The organism is Streptomyces wedmorensis, assembly GCF_000716445.1.
Lineage (GTDB): Bacteria > Actinomycetota > Actinomycetes > Streptomycetales > Streptomycetaceae > Streptomyces > Streptomyces wedmorensis.
Genome location: NZ_JNWK01000036.1, coordinates 69964 through 86834, shown reverse-complemented (window position 1 = coordinate 86834; position 16871 = coordinate 69964). Strand labels below are relative to the sequence as shown.

Genomic DNA, 16871 nt, shown 5'->3' with positions numbered 1-16871 from the left:
GCGCGCTTGGCGGCGCCTCCGCCCCTTGTGCCCGGACCCGCACCGATACGGCGTCGCACAGCCGGTGCGGGTTCAGGCGCGGAAGCCTGGGCCCGGCAAAGGGCGCCGTCCGTTGTGCCCACCCGTTCCGCCCCAGCGGAACGACTGCCCACAACGAGGCGGGGCGCAGCCCACAACGCGGGGCGCAGGCCACAACGGGCGGGGCGCGGGCGGGGGCGGGGGCTGGGCTGCACGGCGGCGGGTGCGGGCCCGTACGGGTGAGGGTCGGGGACTCGGTAACCTTGTGGGGGTGCCCGCATACCGCAGGGCGCCCCGCCACTCACCCCCAGGAAGGTGTTCCCACCGTGGAATCCGTGATCGTCGCCATCGACGGGCCCTCCGGCACGGGCAAGTCGAGCACTTCGAAGGCGGTCGCCGCCAAGCTGGGGCTGAGCTACCTGGACACGGGGGCGCAGTACCGGGCGATCACGTGGTGGATGATCAGCAACGGGGTGGACGTGCACGACGCCGACGCCGTCGCGAACGCCGCCGCGAAGCCGGTCATCGTCTCCGGCACCGACCCGTCCCGGCCGACCATCACGGTCGACGGCGCCGACGCGGCGGGCCCGATCCGTACCGAGGAGGTCACCTCGAAGGTCAGCGCCGTGAGCGCCGTCCCCGAGGTGCGGCGGCTCATCACCGAGCTGCAGCGGACGATCGCGAAGGGCGCCGAGCTCGGGATCGTGGTGGAGGGCCGGGACATCGGCACCACCGTCCTGCCCGACGCGGACCTGAAGATCTTCCTGACCGCCTCGCCCGAGGCCCGTGCCGCGCGCCGCTCCGGCGAGCTCAAGGGCGTCGACGTACACGCGACGAAGGAAGCCCTGATCAAGCGGGACGCGGCGGACTCCAGCCGTAAGACGTCCCCGCTGGCCAAGGCCGACGACGCCGTCGAGGTCGACACCACGGACCTCACGCTGGACCAGGTCATCGAGTGCGTCGTCACCCTGGTGGACGAGAAGCGGGCGGCCGCCAAGTGACCTTGCCCTCCGGGAAGGGCGCCGCCGTCGGTCGTCGTATCGGCATCGGGCTGATGTACGGCTTCTGGAAGCCGCGCGTCCTCGGCGCCTGGCGGGTGCCGGCCTCCGGCCCCGTCATCCTGGCCGTCAACCACGCGCACAACATCGACGGCCCCATGCTCATGGGCACCGCACCGCGGCCCGTGCACTTCCTCATCAAGAAGGAGGCGTTCGTCGGCCCGCTCGGCAGCTTCCTGGAGGGCATCGGGCAGCTCAAGGTCGACCGGCACAGCGCCGACCGCGCCGCGATAGGCAACGCGCTCGGTGTCCTGGAGCAGGGCGGCGTCCTCGGGATCTTCCCCGAGGGCACCCGCGGCGACGGCGACTTCGCCTCGCTGCGTGCCGGCCTGGCCTACTTCGCCGTCCGCAGTGGCGCGCCGATCGTCCCGGTCGCCGTCCTGGGAAGCACCGAGCGCCGCGGACGGTTGATCAAGGCACTGCCTCCGCTGCGCGGCCGCGTCGACGTCGTCTTCGGTGACGCGTTCGACGCGGGCGACGGCTCGGGCCGCCGCACCCGCAAGGCGCTCGACGAGGCCACCGTGCGGATCCAGGACCGGCTCACCGCCCACCTGGAAAACGCCAGGCGCCTCACCGGGCGCTGAGCGAGACTTTCAGTAGTGGGCCCCGCGGCCCGGGGACCCACCGACCACGAATGATCAAGGAACGGACTTCATGAACGACCAGCACGACCACGGGGCACTTGGCGACGCCGAGTACGCGGAGTTCATGGAGCTCGCCGCGGAAGAGGGCTTCGACGTCGACGAGGTCGAGGGCGCGATCGAGGAGGCCGGCCACGGCCCGCTCCCCGTCCTCGCCGTCGTCGGCCGTCCGAACGTCGGCAAGTCGACCCTGGTGAACCGCATCATCGGCCGCCGCGAGGCCGTCGTCGAGGACAAGCCGGGCGTCACCCGCGACCGCGTGACCTACGAGGCCGAGTGGGCCGGCCGCCGCTTCAAGGTCGTCGACACCGGCGGCTGGGAGCAGGACGTCCTCGGCATCGACGCCTCCGTCGCCGCCCAGGCCGAGTACGCCATCGAGGCCGCCGACGCCTGCCTCTTCGTCGTGGACGCCACCGTCGGCGCCACCGACACCGACGAGGCCGTCGTCAAGCTGCTCCGCCGCGCCGGCAAGCCGGTCGTCCTGGCCGCGAACAAGGTCGACGGCCAGTCCGGCGAGGCCGATGCCGCGATGCTCTGGTCCCTGGGCCTCGGCGAGCCGTTCCCCGTCTCCTCCCTGCACGGCCGCGGCACCGGCGACCTCCTCGACGAGGTCCTGCGCAAGCTGCCCGAGGCCCCCGAGCAGCGCTTCGGCAACGCGGTGGGCGGCCCCCGCCGCATCGCCCTCATCGGCCGCCCGAACGTCGGCAAGTCCTCCCTGCTCAACAAGGTGGCGGGCGAGGACCGCGTCGTCGTCAACGAGCTGGCCGGCACCACCCGCGACCCGGTCGACGAGCTCATCGAGCTCGGCGGCGTGACGTGGAAGTTCGTCGACACCGCCGGCATCCGCAAGAAGGTCCACCTCCAGGCGGGCGCCGACTACTACGCCTCGCTGCGGACCGCGGCCGCCATCGAGAAGGCGGAGGTGGCGGTCATCCTCATCGACACCACCGACAACATCTCGGTCCAGGACCAGCGCATCATCACGACGGCCGTCGAGTCGGGCCGCGCGATCGTCATCGCCTACAACAAGTGGGACGAGCTCGACGAGGAGCGCCGCTACTACCTCGAGCGCGAGATCGAGACCGAGATGCAGCAGGTCGCCTGGGCGCCCCGGGTCAACGTCTCCGCCAAGACCGGCCGCCACATGGAGAAGCTGGTCCCGGCCATCGAGACCGCCCTCGCCGGCTGGGAGACCCGCGTCCCCACCGGCCGGCTCAACTCCTTCCTCGGTGAGATCGTCGCGTCCCACCCGCACCCGGTCCGCGGCGGCAAGCAGCCCCGCATCCTCTTCGGCACGCAGGCCGGCACCAAGCCGCCCCGCTTCGTGCTCTTCGCCTCGGGCTTCCTGGAGGCCGGCTACCGCCGCTTCATCGAGCGCCGCCTGCGCGAGGAGTTCGGCTTCGAGGGCACCCCGATCCACATCTCGGTCCGGGTGCGCGAGAAGCGCGGCCGCAAGAAGTAGCACCCGCACCGCGGGTACGGCGGAGGGCCGGGGCTTCGACAAGCCCCGGCCCTCCGCCGTACCCCCGGCCCCGCTCCTACAGGCCCCTGCGCGGGCCGGGTGGCAGCGCCGCCTTCGGGTGCGTGACTGCCGGGGTGAACGGCTGCGGATGCTGCGCCGACCAGGCCGTCGGGTGCGCCGGCGTGTGCCGGTGGCCCTGCCCGTGTCCGTACCCGCCCGCGCCGAAGGCCCGGAACGCCAGCTCCTCCTCGCCGCTGCGGTCACCCGGCAGCGTGCGGAACGACCTGCGGTACTCCGAGTACAGGGCGTCGTAGATCGGCGTGGGCGAAGCGCCCGCCGCGACGTCCTGCGCGGGGCGCATGGCCGGGATCTGACTCGGATGCGGCTGGAGGAAGGGGTCGTATGCGTGCACGTACGTGCCAACGACCCCGCCGCCCGTCGGATGCGGGCGGCTCTCCGAAAGGGGCGCCCGCCGGGGACGCGGCACGGTCGGGCCCCCGGGCTTTGCCGGGCCGGTGCCGGCCGGACCCGTCGGTGAGCCGGGAACCCGCGCCCGCCCTATGGCCGGCCGGCCGTCCTCCATCAGGTACCGGCCAGCGGCATCGCGGCGGCCACCAGGCGGCCGTTCGCCGCCGCCTTCTCCAGGGCGTCGCGCAGCAGGTCCTCGCGCGGCTGCTGGCCGATCGAGCCCACCGGGGCGGCGAAGACGAGGACCGTGTGCGACTTGTTGGCCGCCGCGCGCCAGCCGTCGGTGACCTGGAGCGGCTGGTGCGCCTGCCACCAGGCGGCCTGGCCGACGCCGCCCGGCCCCGGCTGGAGCACGGAGTGCAGCTGGCCCATGGCGACCAGGACCGACCAGCCCGGCAGTACGGCGGGCTTCTCGTGGAGGTCCATGACCTGCTGGAAGCCCTGGTCGGCCAGGAGCGGCAGGAACTCGTCGGTCAGGCCGTCCGAACCGGGACGGGCCACCGGCGCGGTCGGCTCCACGACGAGCGCCGGGTGCAGCTCGCCGTCGATCAGGACGAGACCGCTGGTGACGCCGAGCACGGCCTGCTCGGGGTGGGCGGCGCTCAGCGCTTCGGCGGTGTCCGAGGCCGTGATGGAGGCGACGGCGCCCTGGAGCTGCTCTTCGGCGACCCGGACGACCTGCGACGGAATGCAACTGGCGTGGGCGAACGCGAGGACCGCGGTCTCGTCGCCGACGAACAGCACCGTGCTGGTGCGCTCCTGCTCGGAGTCGCCCGGCGTGCGGCAGGAGGTGCAGTCGTAGCTGCCCGGGGCGTTGTCGCCGGCGAGCAGCCGGTCCGCTTCTTCGTCGCCGATCTCGGCGCGTACGTCCTCGCTGACGTCGAGCATGCGCGGCACGGGGGGCTCCCTGGACTCGGTACGGGGGGACGCCGGGCCGTTCCCGGGCGCCTCATGACGACTTCAACGGGTCAGGCTCGGCCGGGGTCACGCGTGGAAGCGGGGCAACTTGGCACCGGCTCGTGCGGGACGATCCGCGGAGGGCCGGTGCCTCCGACCGGGTGGGGTGTGAACAGTGTTCCGCGCGGCACGGGCCGGGGGTGCCGGGCTGCTGCCTAGCCTGCCCCGATGTCGAAGATCCGATTTTGGACGGCCGGTTCCCTCGTGGCGGCGTCCGCGGCCGCGCTCCTGACCCTGGCCCCGGTGCCCGCCCGGGCCCAGGGCGCGCCCGACGCGGTCGGGAGCCGGCCCGATGCCGTCGCGGCCCGGCCCCGGGTGGTCGGGGACGTACCCGACGGACCCGACGCCCTCCGGGACGTGCCCGAAGCGGCCAGGGAGGCCGCTGCCGCCGCCCGGGAGGCCTCCGACGTCCTCCTGGAGGTGTCGGACGCGCTCCGGGGCGCCGCCTCGGTGCCCTCCTACGCCTGCGCGAAGGACCAGTGGCCGTGGGGCTGCGTCGCCGAGTGCGAGTCCAGCGGGCGGTGGCACGTCAACACCGGGAACGGATTCTACGGCGGGCTCCAGTTCTGGCAGCCGACCTGGGTCGAGCACGGCGGACTGCGGTACGCCCGGCGCGCCGACCTGGCGACCCGGCCGCAGCAGATCGCGGTCGCGGAGGAGGTGCTGCGCACCCAGGGGTGGGGAGCCTGGCCGGTCTGCTCCAAGCGGTACGGGCTGAGCGGGCGCGTCCACACCGTGCAGGCCGGGGACACGCTCGGCACGATCGCCCGCCGGTTCGCGATCAGGGGCGGCTGGCAGGCGCTCTACGCGGCGAACCGGAGCCTGATCGGGCCCGACCCGAACCGGATCGTCGTCGGCACCATGCTGCGGATCGCACCGCTCTGACGCCCCCGGGGGGACCGGCGTCAGGCGAGCTCGGCCGGTTCCCCGCTCCACGCCAGGGAGCCCCGCCGCAGCTCGTGGACCAGCGAGCCCGGCGGAAGGGCGTCCGGCACGTGCTGCTCGGCCAGGACCACGGCCGCGCCGTCCCGTACGGCGAGCCCGGCGAGCAGCCGGTACGTACGGGCGGCGACCGCCGGGGCCAGGCCGAGGGACGGCTCGTCGACCAGCACCACGCGCGCGGGTGCCGCCAGGGCGCGCGAGAGCGCCAGCATCCGGCGTTCCCCGCCCGACAGGGTGCCGGCGGTGCGGGACAGCAGGGGGACGAGTTCGGGGTACGGGGTGGGGGAGGCGGGCCCGGGGGAGGAGAGCGCGAGGTTCTCGGCGACGGTGAGGCCGTCGTACACGGCCCGCAGGTCCGGTACGAAGCACAGCCCGCGGCGGGCCCGCTCGTGCGGCGAGAGCCGCGTCACGTCGACGCCCCGCCACAGCACCCGGCCGGCGGAGAGCCGCACCGTGCCGGCGAGGGCGCGCAGGGCGGTCGTCCGGCCGGCGCCGTTCCGGCCCAGGAGCACGGTCACGGTCCCGGCCGGGACCGGCAGGTCGAGGCCGTGCAGGGCCTCCAGGGGGCCGTAGCGCACCCGGGCGGCGCGGAGCGCGATCTCGACGCTCATGACAGGATCCGGCCCCCTTCCATGGTGTGCACCGCGTGGGCGATCCCCCGGACGAGGTCCGGGTCGTGCTCCACGACCAGGACCGTCAGGCCGTCCGCCGCGAGAGCGGCCAGGATCCGCGCCAGCGCGGCCGTCTCGGCGGCGTCGAGCCCGGCCGCCGGTTCGTCGAGGAGCAGCGTGTGCGGCTGCCCGGCCAGCGCGCGGGCCAGCTCCACCCGGCGCAGGGTCCCGGTGGGCAGGTCCGCCGCCGGCCGGTGCCGTACGGGCCCGGCGAGCCCGACGAGCCGCAGGCTCCGCTCCACCGCCGCCGGGCCGCCGCGGACATGGCCCCGCTCCTCGCCCAGCCGGACGTTCTCCTCCACGGTGAGCGACGGGAAGACCGCCAGCCTCTGGAAGGTACGGGCGATGCCGAGGCGGGTCCTGGCGTGGGCGGAGCGGGCCGTGATGTCGGCGCCGTCGAGCGTGATCCGGCCCTCGCGGGGCCGCAGGGTTCCCGCGAGACAGTCGAAGAGGGTGCTCTTGCCGGCGCCGTTGGGCCCCACCAGGGCGGTCACGCGCCCGGGGCCGAGGCCGAGGGTGACGTGTGAGAGGGCGGTGGTCCCGCCGGGGTAGGTGAGCGTGAGGTCGTGCGCGCGCAGCCGCGGCGCGGGCGCGGCGTCCTCCGCGGGGCGCACGGGGCCGGCGGCGCCCGGCGTCCGGCGGCCCTTGTCGGCGGGGAGCCGCGGGGGCGTGGCGTCGGGGGGCGGCGGTTCCGTCGGCGGTGCCACCGGGCCCGCCACCGGCGTCCGGCGGGTCCCGTTCGCGAGCGTCCGGCGTGGCCGGGGGCGGGTCGGCGGGCCGGCGGGCAGGAGGGTCGTCAGCGGGGGGATCCGGCCCGTGAGCATGGCCAGGAGGCCGATGAGGGCGGCGGCGACACCGGCGTGGGGGCCGGCGTCGAGGGTGACGAGGAGGGCGGCGCCGGCCAGGGGGGTGAGGAGGCTGTCGGCGCCGAGGGCGAGGACGGCGGCGAACCAGAGGAGGCCGCGGACGGGGTCGTACGCCTCGGGGTCGAAGGCGCGCAGGCCCATGCCGAGGAGGCCGCCGCCGAGGGCGGCGAGGGCGGAGCCGAGGACGAAGGCCAGGAGTTTGAGGCCGGGCACGGGGACGCCCGCCGCCTCGGCTCCCGGTTCGTGGTCCCGGAGCGCGGCGAGGGCGCGGCCCGTGCGGCCGCGGCGCAGGACGGCCACGAGCGCCAGGCAGCAGGCCAGGACGACCAGCTCCAGGGCGTAGAAGGCGCGGTCGTCGGAGAAGCCCGCCGGGCGGCCGAGGGAGAGGCCCGCCGTCGCGTACGGCTGGGTGAGGACGAAGCGGCTGACGGCCACCCCGACGGCGAGGGTCGCGAGAGCCAGGGCGAGGCCGTGCCGCCGGATCGCCGGCCATCCCGTCACCAGCCCCACCGCGGCCACCATCGGCACCGCGAGGCCCAGCGCGACCAGGGCCGGCGCCCCGCCCGTCGTGAGCAGGGCCGTGAACAGGGCGCCGAGGCCCGCGTACGCCGCCTGGCCGAGCGCGATCTGGCCGCCCCGGCCCGCCACCACGACGAGGGACAGCAGGATCACGGCGAGCGCGGGGACCTGGATCGCCGTGTGCAGGTCGGAGCCCGCCAGGCCGAGGGGGAGGAGGAACAGCACGCCCACCACGAGCCACAGGCCGCCCGGCACGCGTGCCTCGCGCACCGGTGGCGGCAGGGCGTCGCGGCCCTTGCCGCCGATGCCCGGCAGGACGAGCGCCGCCACCAGGAGCGCCACCACGAACAGGTTCGCGGCGACGGCCTGCACGAGCGGCCCGGCCCAGCCCTCCGGGTGCAGCCGGGTCAGCTGGGCCTGGGCGACGCCGATGGCCAGCGCCGCCGCCACCGCGACCGGCAACGACCGCATCCGGGCGATCACCGCGACCGCGATCACCTCGATGACCAGCAGTGGCATCCCGTACGGGTCGAGCCGTACGTACGGGGCGAGGAGCACCCCGGTGAGCCCGGCCGTGAACGAGCCGAACGCCCAGCCCGCCGCCGCCACCCGGTCCGCGTCGATCCCCGAGAGCACCGCGAGCGGCCGGTTGTCGACGACCGCCCGCAGCTCCCGCCCGAAGCGGGTCCACCGGGTCACCGCCCCCACCAGGCAGGCGAGCGCCACCACCGCCGCGAGCTGCGCCCACGGGTCGTCGCCGAGCAGCACGGGCGCGTCGTCGCGCGCGCCGGGGCCCCACAGCAGCACCGCCGCGCCCACCAGGAGCACGAAGACGCCGATGGAGGCCACCAGGGTCCGCGCCGGGTTCGAGCCGAGGAGGGCGAGCGGCCGGAAGACCCCGCGGTCCAGGACGAGGCCGATGCCGGGCGCGACCACCAGGAGCGTGACGAGGGCGCCGAGGGGCAGCGGCCAGCCCCACTCGACCACCAGCTGGCGCAGGACGTACGCGCAGATCATGGCCACGGCGCCGTGGGCGAGGTTGAGCACCCCGGTCGCCCGGTGGGTGACGACCAGGCCGATGCCGGTGAGCGCGGCCGCGCTGCCGACCGCGAGGCCGGCGAGCGTCAGCTCGTACGTCAGGGAGGCCACGGCTCACACACCGGACAGGGGGCGAGTGCGGCGGCCCCGGCCTCGGTCGCCTCCGGTCTGCCCGCGACCAGGGGGCAGTCCGGGCGGTGCGCGAGGGTTCCGCCGGGCACCCGCAGCGGCGGGCCGTCGGAGGAGGGCGGGGGAGCCTCCTCCGGAGGGGGCGGTCCGGGTTCCCCGGGGCGTACGGGAAGCAGCGCGGCCGTCCCGGCGAGCACCGCTCCCGCCACGATCAGCGCCGCCCCGGGCACGGTGCACGAGGCGAGGTAGGGCAGCTGGCGTTCCGCGAAGCGTTCGCCGGAGATCCCGTACCAGCCGAGGGCGCACAGCACCGCGCCGGCGGCGGCCGCCGCGAGACCGCCCCACAGCAGGATCCGGGGTGTCGACGCCACGGCAGCCTCCCTGCGAGATGCCCTTTTTCTTGCGCTATGTTCTGAATCGTCCCACCCTGGAATCATCAGGCCGCCCGGCCTGCGCGGACACCCGGTGGTGAGCCACATGGTTCTCAGTCGACGTGCGGCAGCGCTCGCGGCCGCCGCGGTCCTGGCCCTGACCCCCGCCCTCGCGAGCTGCTCGGACGACGGGAACGCGTCCGGGGAGCAGACCACCACGACGGCGCCGCCCGAGCAGACGGCCGAGCCACCCGGCGGCGCCGCCCAGCCGGAGGACCCCGCCGCCGCGCGCACCGAGATCACCGACAACTGGACGGCCTTCTTCGACCCGGACACCCCGACGGCGGAGAAGACCGCACTCCTGGAGAACGGCGAACAGATGGCGCCCGTCCTCGCTGCCTTCGCGGGCGACAAGAACGCCGCCGCGACCTCGGCGAAGGTCGACAACATCGACTTCACCTCGCCCAGCGGGGCGAACGTCACCTACGACCTGCTCGTCAACGGCGACGTCGCCCTCCCCGACTCCCGAGGAACCTCGGTCCTCCAGGACGGCACCTGGAAGGTCTCCGTGAAGACGCTGTGCGGCCTGGTCGAGCTGAGCGGTGTCACCGTTCCGGGCTGCTGAGGCGATCGCGGCGCTCTTCCTGGCCGCGCTGCTCGCGCTCCTGACGGCGTGCGGCAGCAGGCTCCCCGAGCGCGCCTTCGGGACGCGGCCCACCGCCACCCCCTCCGGCGGTGAGCCGCTCCGGGTCGGGATCATCACGAGCGCCACCAGCCCGGTCGGCGGCCAGGCGTTCACCGGCCCGCGCGACGGAGCCCGCGCGTACTTCGACGCGCTCAACGCGCGGGGCGGCCTCGACGGCCGCCGCGTCGAGGTCGAGACCTGCGACGACGGCGGCAGCGGAGTCGGGAACAACGCGTGCGTGCACCGGCTCGTCGACGAGCGCCGGGTCTTCGCCCTCGTCGCCACCACCGCCCTGAACTACGCGGGCGCGCCCCTCGTCGCCCGGGCCGGCGTCCCCGACATCGGCGGACAGCCCCTGACGCCCGCGTACGACACGTACCCGCACCTCTACGGGATCTACGGCAGCTCCGCCCCGCGCACCGGCGGGAAGCCCGGCTGGAACGGGACGCTGTACGGCGGGACCGAGGTCTACCGCTGGTTCGCGACGGAGAAGGGCGCGAAGACCGCCGCCGTCGTCTCGTACAACCAGGCCGCGTCCGCCGCGTACGCCCGGCTGGTCGCGGACGGGCTGCGCGCCGAGGGCTACCGGGTCGTCGACGAGCAGGTGGACTTCGCGCTGCCCAACTTCCGCGCGGTCGCCGCCGATCTGCGGGACCGGCACGTCGACGTCCTCTTCGACGCGATGGACACCCACGGGAACGCGCGGCTCTGCGAGGCGATGGAGACCCTCGGGGTACGGGTCGACGCCAAGGTCACCAACGTCCAGAACTGGTCCTCGTCCGTCGCCCGCGACTACGCCCGCGCCCCCGGCTGCCTGAACGCCCTGTGGGTGACCGGCGCAAGCCGCAACCACCAGGACACCGGCCACCCCGCCGTCCGCGAGTTCCGTACGGCCATGGGGCAACGGCCGCTCTCCCAGTGGCAGCTGGAGGGATGGGCGGCGGCGATGTGGTTCACCGACGCGGCCCGCTCCTGCCTCGCCGGGGACGGCCTCACCCGCGCGTGCGTCGAGGAGTTCATGAACCGTCCGGAGCCCTACACCGCACGCGGACTGCTGCTCCCCGTCCGCTTCGAGCGGCTGGAGCGACCGCCGGCCACCCGGAACACATGTCTGTCCGTGGCGCGTTGGCAGGACGACCGGGGCTGGGTGAGCCAGGGAGAGATGACGACGAACTGCGCGACCGTGCCCCAGCTCGGCTACCGCCCGTGACAGCGGCCCCCCCGCAGCGGCAGTACAGTCGGGCGACCGAACGAAGAAGACTGACCGGGGGGAACCGGCGGCGAGATGCGTATCTCCTTTCTGCTCCACAACGGCTACCACTACGGCGGCACCATCAGAACGACGTTCACGCTCGCCGAGGAACTGGCGGAACGTCACGACGTCGAGATCGTCTCGGTGTTCCGCCACCGCGACCGTCCACTCCTGGGCCTGCCCGCGGGGGTGACACTGCGCCACCTCGTCGACCTCCGCAAGGAAAGCCCCGGATACGACGGCGACCACCCCGACCACCACCGGCCCGCCGAGGTCTTCCCGCGCGGCGACGGACGCTGGAAGCAGTACAGCGCGCTGACCGACGCCCGGATCGGGGAACACCTGCGCGGAGTGGAGGCCGACGTCATCGTCGCCACCCGTCCCGGGCTCAACGTGCACCTCGCCCGGCAGGCGCGGCGGGGGCCGGTCCTCGTCGGGCAGGAGCACCTCATCCTGGACGGCCACAGCTACCGGCTGCGCCGGGACATCGCCCACGAGTACGCGCTCCTCGACGCCGTCACGACCGTCACCGAGGCAGACGCCCGCGCCTACCGCGAGCTGAACCTGCCCGACGTACGCGTCGAGTCCGTGCCCAACAGCGTGCCCGCGCCGTCGGTGCCGCCCGCCGACCCGGCGGCGAAGACCGTGGTCGCGGCCGGCCGGCTGACCCGGGTCAAGCGGTACGACGTGCTGATCGACGCCTTCGCGGAGGTGGCCGCCGACCACCCCGACTGGAAGCTGCGGATCTACGGCTCCGGCGACGCCGTCCAGGACCTCAAGGGCCCGCTGGCCCGGCAGATCAAGGAGCGGGGCCTCGGCGAACAGGTCTTCCTCATGGGGTCGGTGACCCCGATGGAACCGGAGTGGGCCAAGGGCTCGATCGCGGCGGTGACCTCGCAGCGGGAGTCCTTCGGCATGACGATCGTGGAGGCGATGCGCTGCGGCCTCCCGGTGGTCTCCACCGACTGCCCGAACGGACCCCGCGAGATCATCGAGGACGGGGTCGACGGGCGCCTGGTGCCGGTCGACGACGTCACCGCGTTCGCGCGGGCGCTGCGCGGCCTCGTCGAGGACGACGAACTGCGTGCCAAGACGGCGCGGGCGGCGCTGGCCGCCTCCGAACGCTTCGATCCGGGCCGGATCGCCGCCCGGCACGAGGCGCTCTGGACGGAGCTCGTCGAGCGGGGCGCGAGCCGACGCACGTACTCCGCAGCGCGGGTGTCGCTCCATCGGGCGGTCGGCCGGGTCGTCGACGCCGTCTACGCGCAGAAGGCGAGGGCCGGCCGGATCGTCCGCCGCTTCCGCTGACGCGTGCCCGCGAGACCGCCCACCGCTGCCGTGGACGCGGTGTCGGCCGGAACGTCGGCCGCTGCCGCTGCCGAGGTGCCGGCCGGAGCGTGCGCTTCCGCTGACGCGGGGCACGCCGGCCGGGTGGGCGGCGGTGCATCGCGGACCGTGGCTGTCCGCGAGGGCTGACAGACTCGGGGCATGTTGGAGACCTCCGCGCGACTGCTGCGTCTGCTCTCGTTGCTCCAGGCCCACCGGGAGTGGTCGGGACCCGATCTCGCCGATCGGCTGGGGGTGACCCCGCGCACGGTACGGCGGGACGTCGACCGGCTGCGGGAGCTCGGCTACCCCGTGCACGCCACCCCCGGCACGGGCGGCGGCTACCAGCTCGGGGCCGGGGCCGAGCTGCCGCCGCTGCTCCTCGACGACGAGGAGGCCGTGGCGGTCGCGGTCGGCCTGCGCGCCGCCGCGGGACAGGGCGTCGAGGGCATCGGCGAGAGCTCCGTACGCGCCCTGGCCAAGCTGGAGCAGGTCCTGCCGGGCCGGCTGCGGCGGCGGATCTCGGCGCTCAACACCTTCACGGTGCCGATGATGCGCACCCCGAAGGACCGGGTGGACCCGGCGGTCCTCACCGAGCTGGCCAACGCCTGCCGGGACGGCGAGCGGCTCCGTTTCGCCTACCGGGACCACGGCGGCACGAGCAGCCGCAGGACCGTCGAGCCGCACCGCCTGGTCTGCACGGAGCGGCGCTGGTACCTGGTCGCCTGGGACCTGGACCGGGGTGACTGGCGCACGTTCCGGGCCGACCGGATCGAGCCGAAGCCGCCGCACGGCCCCCGCTTCCCGCCGCGCGAACCGCCGGCCGCGGATCTGGCCGCCTACGTCTCGAAGGGCGTGTCGAGCACCGCGTACGCGGCGGAGGCGACGGTCAGGCTGTTCGTGCCGCTCGCCGAGGCCGCGTCGGTCGTCGGCCCGCTGGACGGCACCCTGGAGGCCGACGGCGACGGGAGCTGCCTCCTTCGGACGGGGGCGCACAGCCTCGACGTCCTGGTGATCCACGTGTCGCTGATGGGCTTCGACTTCGAGGTGGTCGAACCGCCGGAGCTCACGGACCGGGTCCGCGCCCTCAGGGACCGCTTGTCCCGCGCTCTCGACCGGACGGCAGCGGGGTCGGCGGGGGACTCGTGAGCCGCATCCGCTCGTAGGCCGCGAACTCCGGGTGGTGCAGGTCGAAGGCGGGTGCCTCGGAGCGGATCCGCGGCACCGCGTCGAAGTTGTGCCGGGGCGGCGGGCAGGAGGTCGCCCACTCCAGGGAGCGCCCGAAGCCCCAGGGGTCGTCGACCTCGACCTTCGTGCCGTACCGCCAGGTCCGCCACACGTTGTAGAGGAACGGCAGGGTGGAGAAGCCGAGCAGGAAGGCGCCGATCGTGGACAGCGTGTTGAGGGTGGTGAAGCCGTCCGCCGCCAGGTAGTCGGCGTACCGCCGGGGCATGCCCTCGGCGCCGAGCCAGTGCTGCACCAGGAACGTCAGGTGGAAGCCGGTGAAGAGGGTCCAGAAGTGCATCTTCCCGAGCCGCTCGTCGAGCATCCGGCCGGTGAACTTGGGCCACCAGAAGGAGAAGCCGGCGAAGGTCGCGAAGACCACCGTGCCGAAGACCGTGTAGTGGAAGTGGGCCACCACGAAGTACGAGTCGGTGACCTGGAAGTCCATCGGCGGCGAGGCGAGGATCACCCCGGTCAGGCCGCCGAAGAGGAAGGAGACCAGGAAGCCGACGGACCACAGCATCGGGGTCTCGAAGGAGAGCGAGCCGCGCAGCATCGTCCCGGTCCAGTTGAAGAACTTCACTCCGGTCGGCACCGCGATGAGGAACGACAGCATCGAGAAGAACGGCAGCAGCACCGCGCCCGTCGCGAACATGTGGTGGGCCCAGACCACCACCGAGAGGCCGGTGATCGCCATCGTGGCCGCGATCAGGGTCGTGTACCCGAAGATCGGCTTGCGGGCGAAGACCGGGATGATCTCGCTGACGATCCCGAAGAACGGCAGCGCGATGATGTAGACCTCGGGATGGCCGAAGAACCAGAAGAGGTGCTGCCACAGCAGGGCCCCGCCGTTCTCGGGCTGGAAGACCACGGAGCCGAGGCGCCGGTCCGCCTCCAGGACCAGCAGCGCCGCCGCGAGCACCGGGAAGGCGACGATCACCAGGACCGCGGTGAACAGGACGTTCCAGGTGAAGATCGGCATCCGGAACATGGTCATGCCCGGCGCCCGCATCCCGACGATGGTCGCGAGGAAGTTGACCGAGGTCAGGATGGTGCCGAAACCGGAGAGCGCCAGGCCCATGATCCACAGGTCGACGCCGGCGCCGGGGGAGCGCTCCAGGCTGTTGAGCGGGGCGTACGCGGTCCAGCCGAAGGCGGCCGGGCCGGTCGGCGTGAGCAGCGAGCCGACCACCATCAGGCCGCCGAAGAGGAACAGCCAGTACGAGAACATGTTCAGCCGGGGGAAGGCGACGTCGGGCGCTCCGATCTGGAGCGGCACCAGCTCGTTGGCGAAGCCGGCGAACGTGGGTGTGGCGAAGAGCAGCAGCATGATCGTGCCGTGCAGGGTGAAGGCCTGGTTGAACTCCTGGTTCGAGACGAGCTGGAGTCCCGGCCGGGCCAGCTCGGCCCGCATCAGCATCGCCATGAGGCCGGCCAGGAGGAAGAACGCGAACGAGGTGGCCAGATAGAGGTGGCCGATTTTCTTGTGATCGGTCGTGGTGAGCCAGTCGATCAGGACGCGGCCGTGCCGCTGCCTGGCCGATTCGACGGTCGCGGTCGCTGTCCCGTTGTCCATCGCTGCCTCCGCCTCGCCGTCCTCCCGGCTCCGCGTCTCCGGGCGTTCGGTCAGCGTAAGCATTCTGTAAGGGAAGAGTGGGCGGTTCGCGTGCGCGTCGCCGCCGCAATTCGGGACGGGAACGCGGGAAGGCGGAATTGCGTATGCGTGACCGAACGCTTCCGGCGGCTTCGTGCGAACTGTCGGATGGTCTCCTGAATTGCTGGAGAAACGGCCGGAAATGGCCCTTGCGAGTGACGGTCGGCGTGTCAAACATATGTCGAGAACTTGTGACACAAGCGTGACCGCCAAGGGACTAACGTGAGGTCCATGTCACCCACATCACGCACTCCCGAACCGCCCCGCGACGCTCCCGAGTCCTATGTGGGCCTCGACGCGGAAGGCGCCGAGCAGCTCGCCAGGGCCCGCGGCTGGAGGGTCGTCAGGTCCCTGCCGCCCGGCTCGATCATCACCATGGAGTACCTGTCGGGGCGCATCAACTTCGAGGTCGAGGGCGGTTCCGTCACCCGCTGCTGGCTCGGCTGACGGAGCCCCGCGGGCGCACGGGGAAGGGCCCCGGCCGTTGTGGCCGGGGCCCTTCTCGTACCGCGTGACGCGTCAGCCGCGGGTCGCCGGGGCGCGTCGGCCGCCGGCCACCCCCACGGGCTCGCGGACCGGCTCGCGGGCCGGCTCCTCGGTGGCCGGCGGGCGCGGCGGGAAGAATCCCGGGCGCGGACCGCCGGAGGCCACGGGCAGCGACGGCACGAGGCGACGGCGCTCCCGCAGGCGCTCCCGCACGCGGTCGCGGGCGGCGAGGATCCAGGACTCCGCCACCGCGAGGAACGGCTCGCACCACGGCAGGGCCAGGAGGACGAGCAGTCCGGCGGCCCAGCCGAGCAGGACGTCGCTCAGCCAGTGCGTGCCGAGGTACACGGTGGTGAGGCCCACGCCGAGCGCGACCACGGCGGAGAGGGCGGACAGGTACCGCCGGGCCCGCGGGGTGGTCGCCAGGTAGGCGAGGATGCCCCAGGTCACGACCGCGTTGGCGGTGTGACCCGAGGGGAATATGTCGCCGCCGGCGAAGAGCTCGGCGGAGCCGACCTGCGTCGCGTAGTGGGGGCCGAGACGACCGAGGCCGAGTTTCACCGCGCCGACCGAGACGTTCAGCAGCAGCAGGGCGGCGCCGAGACAGAGGAGCGGTCGCAGGGTGTGCTGGCGCCAGGAGCGCCAGCCCAGCCACGCGGCCACCATGACGGCCGTGGGGCCGCGCTGACCGAGGACGACGTAGTAGTCGAGGAATCCGTGGATCTCGGGCCACTGCTGGTACGGCCGGAAGAGCATGATCTTCCAGTCGAGGGTCACCAGCCAGGTCGACAGCAACACCGCCACGACGATGGCCAGATAGAACGCCGACGTCCCGCCGAAGAGGGCGAGACGCGTGCGGGTCATCCGCGGGACCTCTATCTTCGGCGGTTCCGGCTCCCGGTCCAGCCGGGCAAAGATGTCGGTACGCACCCAATGGACGTTACAGGGAGTGAGAAGCAGACCCGGTCGATCCGGTCCCTTCGTGATGACGATGTGATGTGGAGTAGGTCTCAGCGAGTGGTCTATTCCAGGCGTCCGTCTGTAAATCCTATGACCTTCGGTCCTATTGTCGGGGAAGACGATTCCGGAAGTGTGTTTGAAGGC

General features: G+C 73.6%; 16 protein-coding genes. 9 read left to right on the top strand and 7 right to left on the bottom strand.

All coding sequences use genetic code 11. From position 1 onward, the window contains the following. Window positions 1–344: 344 nt before the first annotated feature. From cmk to der, 3 genes are all read left to right on the top strand, one after another. The gene (gene cmk / locus OO54_RS26395) at window positions 345–1019 is read left to right on the top strand and encodes a (d)CMP kinase (RefSeq protein WP_033207209.1); all 675 of its coding nucleotides are present in this window, start codon (window positions 345–347) and stop codon (window positions 1017–1019) included. Window positions 1020–1072: 53 nt separating this feature from the next. Further along, the gene (locus tag OO54_RS26390; protein WP_051787195.1) at window positions 1073–1660 is read left to right on the top strand and encodes a lysophospholipid acyltransferase family protein; all 588 of its coding nucleotides are present in this window, start codon (window positions 1073–1075) and stop codon (window positions 1658–1660) included. Between the two features lie 70 nt (window positions 1661–1730). After that, entirely contained in the window at window positions 1731–3179 is a 1449-nt protein-coding gene (der, locus tag OO54_RS26385) for a ribosome biogenesis GTPase Der (RefSeq protein WP_033207205.1), read from the top strand. 76 nt (window positions 3180–3255) lie between these two features. On the opposite strand, the gene OO54_RS47535 is transcribed toward der, so the two are convergent. Beyond that, a complete protein-coding gene (locus tag OO54_RS47535; protein ID WP_033207203.1) occupies window positions 3256–3540 on the bottom strand; it encodes a hypothetical protein in 285 nt (94 codons plus the stop codon). 221 nt (window positions 3541–3761) lie between these two features. After that, a complete protein-coding gene (locus OO54_RS26375; RefSeq protein ID WP_017241560.1) occupies window positions 3762–4544 on the bottom strand; it encodes a hypothetical protein in 783 nt (260 codons plus the stop codon). 480 nt (window positions 4545–5024) lie between these two features. Here OO54_RS26375 and OO54_RS48835 point away from each other — a divergent pair, with 480 nt between their 5' ends. Further along, window positions 5025–5489 (top strand): LysM peptidoglycan-binding domain-containing protein, encoded by a 465-nt coding sequence (locus OO54_RS48835; protein ID WP_418953238.1) that lies wholly within the window; start codon window positions 5025–5027, stop codon window positions 5487–5489. Window positions 5490–5509: 20 nt separating this feature from the next. On the opposite strand, the gene OO54_RS26365 is transcribed toward OO54_RS48835, so the two are convergent. The 3 genes from OO54_RS26365 to OO54_RS26355 are packed head-to-tail and all read right to left on the bottom strand — an operon-like array spanning window position 5510 to window position 9140. Next, window positions 5510–6157: an ABC transporter ATP-binding protein gene (locus OO54_RS26365; protein ID WP_033207200.1), complete on the bottom strand. Its 648-nt coding sequence runs from the start codon at window positions 6155–6157 to the stop codon at window positions 5510–5512. Continuing rightward, window positions 6154–8751 carry an ABC transporter permease subunit gene (locus OO54_RS26360; protein ID WP_033207198.1) on the bottom strand — a complete coding sequence of 866 codons (2598 nt, stop codon included), beginning with the start codon at window positions 8749–8751 and terminating at the stop codon, window positions 6154–6156. Before OO54_RS26360 ends, OO54_RS26365 begins: the two co-directional genes overlap by 4 nt. After that, window positions 8739–9140, bottom strand: a complete 402-nt coding sequence (locus tag OO54_RS26355; protein WP_033207197.1) for a hypothetical protein — start codon at window positions 9138–9140, stop codon at window positions 8739–8741. Before OO54_RS26355 ends, OO54_RS26360 begins: the two co-directional genes overlap by 13 nt. 106 nt (window positions 9141–9246) lie before the next feature. On the opposite strand from OO54_RS26355, the gene OO54_RS26350 reads away from it, so the two are divergent. From OO54_RS26350 to OO54_RS26335, 4 genes are all read left to right on the top strand, one after another. Continuing rightward, complete coding sequence (locus tag OO54_RS26350; protein WP_033207224.1) at window positions 9247–9765, top strand: MTB12 C-terminal domain-containing protein; 519 nt, start codon at window positions 9247–9249, stop codon at window positions 9763–9765. Then, entirely contained in the window at window positions 9743–11035 is a 1293-nt protein-coding gene (locus OO54_RS26345) for an ABC transporter substrate-binding protein (protein WP_033207195.1), read from the top strand. Before OO54_RS26350 ends, OO54_RS26345 begins: the two co-directional genes overlap by 23 nt. A gap of 75 nt (window positions 11036–11110) precedes the next feature. After that, window positions 11111–12385: a glycosyltransferase family 4 protein gene (locus OO54_RS26340; protein ID WP_033207193.1), complete on the top strand. Its 1275-nt coding sequence runs from the start codon at window positions 11111–11113 to the stop codon at window positions 12383–12385. A gap of 180 nt (window positions 12386–12565) precedes the next feature. Continuing rightward, window positions 12566–13552, top strand: coding sequence for a helix-turn-helix transcriptional regulator (locus OO54_RS26335; RefSeq protein WP_033207191.1), 987 nt, complete (start codon window positions 12566–12568; stop codon window positions 13550–13552). On the opposite strand, the gene ctaD is transcribed toward OO54_RS26335, so the two are convergent. Then, a complete protein-coding gene (gene ctaD / locus OO54_RS26330) occupies window positions 13491–15203 on the bottom strand; it encodes an aa3-type cytochrome oxidase subunit I (RefSeq protein ID WP_033207190.1) in 1713 nt (570 codons plus the stop codon). The genes OO54_RS26335 and ctaD overlap by 62 nt on opposite strands. Before the next feature lie 309 nt (window positions 15204–15512). Here ctaD and OO54_RS26325 point away from each other — a divergent pair, with 309 nt between their 5' ends. Further along, window positions 15513–15728 (top strand): I78 family peptidase inhibitor, encoded by a 216-nt coding sequence (locus OO54_RS26325; RefSeq protein ID WP_026058646.1) that lies wholly within the window; start codon window positions 15513–15515, stop codon window positions 15726–15728. Window positions 15729–15800: 72 nt separating this feature from the next. Here the strand turns inward: OO54_RS26325 and OO54_RS26320 are convergent, their stop codons facing one another. After that, complete coding sequence (locus OO54_RS26320) at window positions 15801–16697, bottom strand: phosphatase PAP2 family protein (protein ID WP_033207188.1); 897 nt, start codon at window positions 16695–16697, stop codon at window positions 15801–15803. Window positions 16698–16871: the final 174 nt, after the last annotated feature.

Bases quoted from the DNA above. Each gene is read 5' to 3' on its own strand.
- OO54_RS26390 (WP_051787195.1), top strand. From the start codon at position 1,073: ATGTACGGCTTCTGGAAGCCGCGCGTCCTCGGCGCCTGGCGGGTGCCG.
- der (WP_033207205.1), top strand. From the start codon at position 1,731: ATGAACGACCAGCACGACCACGGGGCACTTGGCGACGCCGAGTACGCG.
- OO54_RS47535 (WP_033207203.1), bottom strand. From the start codon at position 3,540: ATGCGCCCCGCGCAGGACGTCGCGGCGGGCGCTTCGCCCACGCCGATC.
- OO54_RS26365 (WP_033207200.1), bottom strand. From the start codon at position 6,157: ATGAGCGTCGAGATCGCGCTCCGCGCCGCCCGGGTGCGCTACGGCCCC.
- OO54_RS26350 (WP_033207224.1), top strand. From the start codon at position 9,247: ATGGTTCTCAGTCGACGTGCGGCAGCGCTCGCGGCCGCCGCGGTCCTG.
- OO54_RS26340 (WP_033207193.1), top strand. From the start codon at position 11,111: ATGCGTATCTCCTTTCTGCTCCACAACGGCTACCACTACGGCGGCACC.
- OO54_RS26335 (WP_033207191.1), top strand. From the start codon at position 12,566: ATGTTGGAGACCTCCGCGCGACTGCTGCGTCTGCTCTCGTTGCTCCAG.
- ctaD (WP_033207190.1), bottom strand. From the start codon at position 15,203: ATGGACAACGGGACAGCGACCGCGACCGTCGAATCGGCCAGGCAGCGG.
- OO54_RS26325 (WP_026058646.1), top strand. From the start codon at position 15,513: ATGTCACCCACATCACGCACTCCCGAACCGCCCCGCGACGCTCCCGAG.